Annotated in this window: 10 protein-coding genes; 6 read left to right on the plus strand and 4 right to left on the minus strand. The window is 44.6% G+C overall.

The genetic code is table 11. The features are described from left to right. The 6 genes from B2Y23_RS15465 to B2Y23_RS06790 form a co-directional block, all read left to right on the plus strand. Nucleotides 1–153 (plus strand): hypothetical protein (locus tag B2Y23_RS15465; RefSeq protein WP_414632120.1); only part of this gene is annotated, 153 nt, incomplete at its 5' end. 77 nt (nt 154–230) lie between these two features. Continuing rightward, nucleotides 231–851, plus strand: a complete 621-nt coding sequence (locus B2Y23_RS06770) for an NUDIX domain-containing protein (protein ID WP_291369812.1) — start codon at nt 231–233, stop codon at nt 849–851. A gap of 10 nt (nt 852–861) precedes the next feature. Beyond that, complete coding sequence (gene cpdA, locus B2Y23_RS06775; protein WP_291355783.1) at nt 862–1,671, plus strand: 3',5'-cyclic-AMP phosphodiesterase; 810 nt, start codon at nt 862–864, stop codon at nt 1,669–1,671. Between the two features lie 209 nt (nt 1,672–1,880). After that, nucleotides 1,881–2,408, plus strand: coding sequence for an RNA polymerase-binding protein DksA (dksA, locus tag B2Y23_RS06780; protein ID WP_086174133.1), 528 nt, complete (start codon nt 1,881–1,883; stop codon nt 2,406–2,408). Between the two features lie 3 nt (nt 2,409–2,411). Further along, nucleotides 2,412–3,329, plus strand: coding sequence for a tRNA glutamyl-Q(34) synthetase GluQRS (gene gluQRS, locus B2Y23_RS06785; protein WP_291369814.1), 918 nt, complete (start codon nt 2,412–2,414; stop codon nt 3,327–3,329). A gap of 54 nt (nt 3,330–3,383) precedes the next feature. Then, complete coding sequence (locus B2Y23_RS06790; RefSeq protein ID WP_291355785.1) at nt 3,384–3,617, plus strand: zinc-ribbon domain-containing protein; 234 nt, start codon at nt 3,384–3,386, stop codon at nt 3,615–3,617. 19 nt (nt 3,618–3,636) lie between these two features. Here the strand turns inward: B2Y23_RS06790 and ftsW are convergent, their stop codons facing one another. The 4 genes from ftsW to feoB all read right to left on the minus strand — a co-directional run. Continuing rightward, entirely contained in the window at nt 3,637–4,833 is a 1,197-nt protein-coding gene (gene ftsW, locus B2Y23_RS06795) for a putative lipid II flippase FtsW (RefSeq protein ID WP_291355787.1), read from the minus strand. Nucleotides 4,834–4,854: 21 nt separating this feature from the next. Beyond that, nucleotides 4,855–6,201, minus strand: a complete 1,347-nt coding sequence (gene murD / locus B2Y23_RS06800; protein WP_291355789.1) for a UDP-N-acetylmuramoyl-L-alanine--D-glutamate ligase — start codon at nt 6,199–6,201, stop codon at nt 4,855–4,857. A gap of 176 nt (nt 6,202–6,377) precedes the next feature. Then, the gene (locus B2Y23_RS06805) at nt 6,378–6,629 is read right to left on the minus strand and encodes a DUF6587 family protein (protein ID WP_291369816.1); all 252 of its coding nucleotides are present in this window, start codon (nt 6,627–6,629) and stop codon (nt 6,378–6,380) included. Between the two features lie 30 nt (nt 6,630–6,659). Beyond that, nucleotides 6,660–8,010, minus strand: a 1,351-nt coding sequence (gene feoB / locus B2Y23_RS06810) for a ferrous iron transport protein B (protein ID WP_291369818.1), incomplete at its 5' end; no start/stop codon positions are given.

The following is an 8,010-nucleotide window of genomic DNA, read 5'->3' on the forward strand; positions in this document are numbered from 1 at the left end:
TCCATGAAAATCACCCAAAATGTGAGAGATTATGCGAAAAATCAAGGTGTTGCAGAACAAAATCAACAACAGGACACAGAGATTGAAGCCGGTTTGAATGCCATGAAAACCAGCTATCATGAGCATGGTCAAAAATTGTACCACAAGCTGTAATTCTGAAAAAAAAATCTTTTATTTTCATGAAATTCTCAGTTAGGATGAATGTATGATTTTCATCCTGACTGAGCTATATGAATATTATTAAACAAGCGACCTATAATCGCGACCAAGTGCAATTTCAGTCCCGTGAATATCTTTTTCGTGGCTTCATTCAGGTTGAAAAAGTAAATCTCTGCCATCGTTTATTTAACCAAAGCGAATTCACTCCCGTCATGCAGCGTGAACTGATTCACCGGCCTGAAGCTGCAGGTGTGCTGATTTATAATGATGCCCAGCAAAAATTTGCCCTGATTGAGCAATTCCGTGTCGGTGCGATGGATGATCCAGAGTCCCCCTGGCAACTGGAAGTGATTGCCGGTGTACTCGATGGCGATGAATCGCCGGAAAGCTGTATACGTCGTGAAAGCTTGGAAGAATCAGGCTGTGAGATTGATCAGTTACAGCTTTTATTCAGCTTTTATCCTTCAGCTGGGGCCTGTTCTGAACTGTTCCACCTATATAGTGCCCAAGCACATCTTCCGCAGCAAGGCGGAATCTTTGGCATGCCCGATGAAGGCGAAAATATTCAGCTACATATCCTTGATTATAGTGAAATAACCACTTTACTGGGGAATGGTCGCTTAAAGAATGCGCCTGTCATTATGGCCTTGCAATGGCTGCAACAACATATTAAAACAACAAGGAATGTCTAAGGAGTCGGACATGACTTTATACCAAAACAATGCAGACCAGCAGGACTGGACCATTATTCAAATTTCAGACACACATTTGATGAATCAGGAAGATTTAGAATTTGTGCATATGAATCCTGAACACAGCTTTCATTCGGTGATCCGGCAAATTCAGCAGCAATATCCGGATACAGATGCCATTGTTCATACTGGTGACCTGGCCCAAGTTCCGGTAGAAGAAACCTATAGCCGTTATTTGGCTTTTATGCAGACACTGGGAATCCCGTTTTATCAAATACCGGGTAATCATGACGATATTGATATCTTCCCGTTCTACCAGCATAAAAACCAGGCCCAGGCGATTCATTTTGGCCGATGGAGCTTTGTTCTATTAAACAGTGCGGTACATGACAGGATCGATGGCTGGATTGAACAGGAGCAATTACAACAACTGGATATACTTTTAGCAAAACTGCAACAGCAATTCGTAATTGTGGCATGCCATCATCATCCCTTCGAAATGCAATCAAAATGGATCGATCAGCACAAACTGAAAAACACTCAAAATCTAACCGACATTCTGGCCAAGTACAGTAATGTTAAAGCGGTGATTTTTGGTCATGTGCATCAGGATTCTTGCAATGAATGGCAGCACATCCAGTTTTTCTCCACGCCATCGACCTGTGTTCAGTTCAAACCTTTAAGCGAAGATTTCGCCCTGGATGACCAAGCGCCAGGTTTTCGTGTCCTGCATCTGAAAGCCAATGGTGAACTTGAAACCCAAATTCACCGTGTTCACACAGCACGACAACAAATTAATAGTGAAATTTCAGGTTATTAACTTTTCATTTTGCTTTTTTTCTATTACTTTATGGCTTCTAAAGGAAGCATGATCGATAGAATCCAAGCATCAAAGACTATCAAAAAGCACAAAAAGTCTATATGATGACGACCCTCGCAGGAAAATCTCCTGAGGGTTGGATAAAAACACTTGCATATCACCATATTTTTTGCGTATAGATAATACGTATATGATGAGGAATGCCCTATATGGCGAATGACAACCAAAATCAAGTCTTGGACGAACAAACTGATGTTGTAGATGAAAAATCTACCAAACGCGTGCGTAAAACAAAGCCAAAAGCGTCAGAAAGTGGTTCTACTGCTAGCTTATTTGGTATTGCACCTTATCAGCCTAAAAAAAATGAAGAATACATGTCTGAAGGACAGCTTGAGCATTTCCGCCAGATTTTATTGGCGTGGAAAGCTGAACTAATGTCTGAAGTAGACCGTACTTTAAACACCATGCAAGACGAAAATACAGCTTTGCCTGATGTCAATGACCGTGCGACACAAGAAGAAGAGTTTGCCATTGAACTCCGTACACGTGACCGTGAACGTAAGTTAATCCGCAAGATTGAGCAATCTATCGAAGCGATTAAAAACGATGATTACGGTTTCTGTGAAACTTGTGGTATTGAAATTGGTCTGCGTCGTCTTGAAGCACGTCCAACTGCAACCCTTTGTATTGACTGCAAAACTCTAGCAGAAATCAAAGAGAAGCAAAATAACGGTTAATCAATGCTTAATAATCCTCCCCTAACCCCTCCTTTAATAAAGGAGGGGGACAACAGGACGGCTTATGTGGGTCGGTTTGCGCCATCGCCAACCGGCCCTTTGCATTTTGGCTCACTCATCACTGCACTAGCCAGTTATTGCGATGCCCGTGCCCATCAGGGTCAATGGGTGGTCAGAATTGAAGATACCGATATTCCGCGTATTTATCCCGGCAGTGAAGAACATATCCAGCGTTCAATTGCAGCGTTCCAGTTTGAACCCGATGCCGAAATCATTTTCCAGAAAGACCGCCTAGAGCTGTATGAACAGGTCATTGAACAACTGCATCAGCAAGGCTGGGTCTATGCCTGCCAGTGCACCCGTAAAATGCTCGGCTCCAATCATATTTATGCCGGAACCTGCCGGGATTTAAATCTGCCTTTTCAGCAGCAAGCCATTCGTCTGAAAGTATCGGATCAGCAAATTTGCTTTACCGATCGCCTGCAAGGCACGCATTGTTCCAACCTGCAACAGGATCTGGGCGATTTTGTGCTGAAACGTCGTGATGGCATTATCAATTATCAGCTCGCCGTAGTGGTGGATGATTACTTACAAGGCATGACACATGTGGTTCGTGGGGCTGACCTGCTAGATAATACCGAACGGCAAATCTGGCTCGGTTCGCTGCTCGGTTATCCGCAACTTGAATATATGCACCTGCCGCTCGCGATGAATGATCAGGGACAAAAGCTCTCTAAACAGAACCTGGCACAAGCACTGGATCTCAATCGCGCACCAGAATTACTCCAGCAAGCTCTTCGCGCCTTGCACCAGCCAGAAGTCGATTTAGACACCCCAGCACATATGCTCAAGCAAGCCATTGCGCAGTGGAATACAGACTTGATTCCACATACAACTGAGCTACACGGCAGCTATTTATAAAATTCAGATTATCGTTAAGCTAAAAATACCTACATCAGTCACGGCAGAATCACGATGTTTTTTATATTTGGCATTGGCCCTAAAACCAAAGTAGTTGAGAAAAATCAGTTTCTATGTCCGGTATGCAGAACCAGAAGTGCCTATGAATTAAAACAGCAGCGTAATTATTTTTCTTTATTTTTTATCCCACTGATTCCCCTCTCAAAAGCCAAAGGAGAATTTGTGAAATGTTTACACTGTGGAACTGAAATGCCGAGCACAGTATTAAACCATGCTCAGCCAAATTGATTGATCATTTACAGCAAAGCTAGAAACTCGATTCTTCTTTGCTTGGATTGGCTTTTTGCGTGGTGGCATCAATTTTCAAAATCAAACTGATCATCACGGCACACATAATTAATGACGAACCGCCATAACTAATAAACGGCAAGGTCAAACCTTTGGTCGGCAGCATGCCCATATTCATCCCGGCATTCACCAAGATTTGCAGCAAGAAAATAATACTGATGCCATAAGCCAAATAACCTGCACGCAAATATTGATATTGCAAGGCACGGTGTCCGATCTTGATACAGCAGACCACCATCATGAAGGACAAGATCAATACGCTACTGATGCCAAAGAAGCCAAATTCTTCACCCAAAATCGCCAACATAAAGTCAGTATGTGCTTCAGGCAGATAAGACATTTTCTGGATACTATGACCGAGTCCTACCCCAGTCCATTCACCCCGACCAAAGGCCATCAGCGCATTGGAAAGCTGATAGCCGGTGCCCAAGGGATCCGCCCAGGGATTGGTAAAGGACAGCGCACGCTGCAAGCGGTAAGGCTCAAAGATAATTGCAGCACCCAGAGCAAAGATAATCGCGATCAAGAAGAAAATAAACTGAATCGGCGGCGCACCAGCCAGGAAGAAAACGCCTAAAATCATCAGGACAATTACTGCAGTTGCGCCCAGATCGGGTTCCAGCAGGATCAAGCCTACAGTGATGATCATCACACCGACTAGGCGGTACAGGCCAGAAGCGCTGTTTCTCACCTCTTTCGCCCGTCGTACCACATAATCCGCAGTAAAGATGGCCATCATGACCTTGGCAACTTCGGAGGCCTGTAAAGTAAAGCCAGCAATACGAATCCAACGGGTGGAACCATTCACCTCTGTACCGACGACCAGCACCACAGCCAGCAACAGAATGGTCATAATCCACAGGGGAAAGGTATTATTAAACCAAACATTCAGCGATACTTTATAAGCCAAAAATGCGGCTACCGCAGCCACCAGAATTGAAATACCGTGTCGGATTACATAGTGAAATGCATTTTCATGTAAGCGGTCTGCATAGGGCATCGATGCCGATGCCACCATGATTGAACCGATACACAGCAAGGCAATAACACAAAAAATCAGCACATTACGCGGCGTAACTTCAGCGGGGATTTTTGGTCCCCACTCATTGTAGACCTGATTAATTTTATTTATGGTCGTCTGAGCTAACCCAGCCATACAACTTTCCTTATCGTTCTTCTAAGCAAGTGTGTTCACACATTCAACAAACTGGTGTCCACGTTCACTATAACCTTTAAACATATCAAAACTTGCACATGCAGGTGACAATAACACCACATCATTGGCTTGTGTATGTTGCTGGCATAATTCCACCGCTTCTTTTAAAGATTCTGCATGAAGCAATGTTGTGGTTCCTGCAATCGCGGCTTCAATCACTGGTCGGTCTTCACCAATCAGCACGGCAACTTTGGCATATTTAGTCAGGGCATCGCGAAGTGCAGTAAAGTCCTGCCCTTTACCTTGACCGCCTAAAATAATCGCCACTTTACCCTGTTGCGGCTCGATTGCAGCACCTAAACCATCAATAGCTGCAAGGGTTGCACCGATATTGGTGCCCTTAGAATCATTATAATAACGAACGCCTTTTACTTCTTTCACAAATTCACAGCGATGCTCTAAGCCTTTAAAGGTTTTTAAAGTATTCAGCATCGATTCAAGCGGCAGTCCAATCGCTTCACCTAAAGCCAGACATGCCAAGGCATTGGCCACATTATGTGTGCCTTGAATATACATCTCGGAACTTTTTAGTAAACGCTCACGACCACGTGCCAACCAGATGGTGCCATTATCTTCTTTTAAAATACCGTATTGATTTAAATCCGGTGCATTCAAGCCAAAGCTTTGCATCGGCGTGTTATCTGGAACCAGTGGACGAGTGAGCGAATCATCACGGTTAAACACGACTTTTTTCACGCCCTGGAAAATACGGTGTTTTGCCGTGTGATAACCAAACATATCGCCATGACGGTCTAGATGATCTTCACTCATATTCAGCACCACAGCCACTTCTGCATTTAAATGAGAGGTGGTTTCCAACTGGAAGCTGGAAAGTTCCAAAATATAAAGTTCAGGATCATCTTTGGTTAAGTCCAGTGCCGGACGGCCCAAATTACCGCCTACAGCTACTTTCTTGCCGGCATCTGCAGCCATCAATCCAAATAAGGTCGTCACCGTGCTTTTGGCATTTGAACCGGTAATTGCCACAATCGGTTTATCGGTGGCACGGCGCAATATCTGAATTTCACTCACCACCGGAATGTCTTTGGCAATAGCAGCCTGAATTTCAGGCAGTTTTAGATCCAGTCCCGGACTAATCACAATTTCTTCAGCTTGCAACAATAGCTCTTGATCCAGCTGACCAAAACTGGTTTGTACTTCCGCTGGAATCTGGTCATGCCCGGGCGGTGTCTTTCGAGAATCTGTTACTGCAACGCGGTAGCCATGTTCATGTAAGAAATTTACTGCTGCAACCCCTGAAATTCCGAGTCCTGCAACAACTTTTAATCCACCACGCTGTATTAACATTTTTACCCCATTTTATGGTCTGTTTCAAAACTGCCAAAATGTTAGCACTTTGCTCTTTTGAATGCTTTTTCTGTTTTGACTTTATATCGGCTTTTTTGTGTCAGCGCGTAAAAAAACCGTCATAAAAATGACGGTTTTTCAATATGCTTATTTAAGATGGAAATAGAACTTGAAATTTATTTCCATTTTACCGCTTGAACTTCGGTTTTTTTCTGAACCGGGTCGGGATTTGCAGAACAGCCACAGCTTCCTCCGCAACCGGAAACCATCGCCGGCTTTAACCATTTCGCCAACGCTGTCCAGCCCCGCTTTTCACAGTGCTTAGAGAGTGCCGTGAAGACTGAGTTTGAGGTGTTAGGAAAAACTTTCTTAAACACCACGACAGCACTCCAAAGGACTAGAGCAGCCACAATCAGAATTTCAATCATTTCAGTCTCCTTTCACATTTCTAAATGACATTATCCAAAGTAATGTGAAGCAATTTGATAAGTCAGGAATGACATCAGATAGGCCAGACCAAACAGGTAAATCGTCATGAACGATACCGTTTTCCATGAACCGGTTTCACGGCGCACGGTCGCCAGCGTAGCCAAACAGTGCGGTGCATAGATAAACCAGACCAGCAGTGACAAACCGGTCGCCAATGACCAGCCCAGGTCACCTGCACCACCGATAATAGAAGCCAAGCCTTGTGACATGGCATCCTCATCTACCGCAGACAGTGCATATACGGTACCCAATGCAGCCACCACCACTTCACGTGCAGCCATGGCAGGAATCAAGGCGATACAGATTTGCCAGTTAAAGCCCAGTGGGGCAAAAATTGGCTGCATCAAATGACCCAGCATCCCTGCAAAGGAATAATCAATTGCCGGGGCAGTCGCACCTTCGGGAGCTTGCGGGAAGGTACACAGAAACCACAGTAAAATGGACAACGCAAAGATGATGCCACCGACACGTTTCAGGAAGATCTTGGCGCGATCCAGCAAGCCAATCCAGATACTTTTAACATCGGGAAAACGGTAACTTGGCAACTCCATTAACAACATATGCTGAGACTTGTCTTTCTGGAAAAATTTCAGCACGGTTGCCACAATCAAGGCACTAACAATCCCGGCCATATAGAGAGCGAACAGCACCAAACCCTGTAAATTGAAGATGCCCCAAACCATTTTTTCCGGAATGAAAGCGGCAATCAGCAAGGCATATACCGGTAAACGGGCCGAACAGGTCATCAGCGGTGCCACGAAAATCGTGGTTAAACGATCACGTGGATCACTAATACTACGGGTCGCCATAATCCCCGGCACTGCACAGGCAAAACTGGACAGTAACGGAATAAATGCACGTCCTGAAAGGCCGGCTTTAAACATCAACTTATCCAGCAAGAACGCCGCACGTGGCAGATAACCTGATTCTTCCAGTACCAAAATAAAGAAGAACAGGATTAAAATTTGTGGCAAGAACACCACCACACCGCCTGCTCCTGCAATGATGCCATCAACCACCAAGCTGTTCAGTAAGGGATGGGAAATATTTGCCCCAACCACTTCACCAAACCAGCCAAAGAAGGCTTCAATTCCATCCATAAACGGCGCCGCCCAGGCAAATACCGCCTGAAACACAATGAACATCATCAGCGCAAGACTGACTAGGCCTAAGACTGGATGTAAAAATATTTTATCGAGGAAGTCGGAGCGTTTATCTTCCTGCTCAACTGAATGCACCACATCATGCAAAATGGTTTCAATCTTATGATGGTTACTGCCAGTTAAACCGCTCAGTTCGGTATGTGGGGTTGAGTATTTA

The organism is Acinetobacter sp. UBA5934, assembly GCF_002430855.1.
Taxonomy (GTDB): domain Bacteria; phylum Pseudomonadota; class Gammaproteobacteria; order Pseudomonadales; family Moraxellaceae; genus Acinetobacter.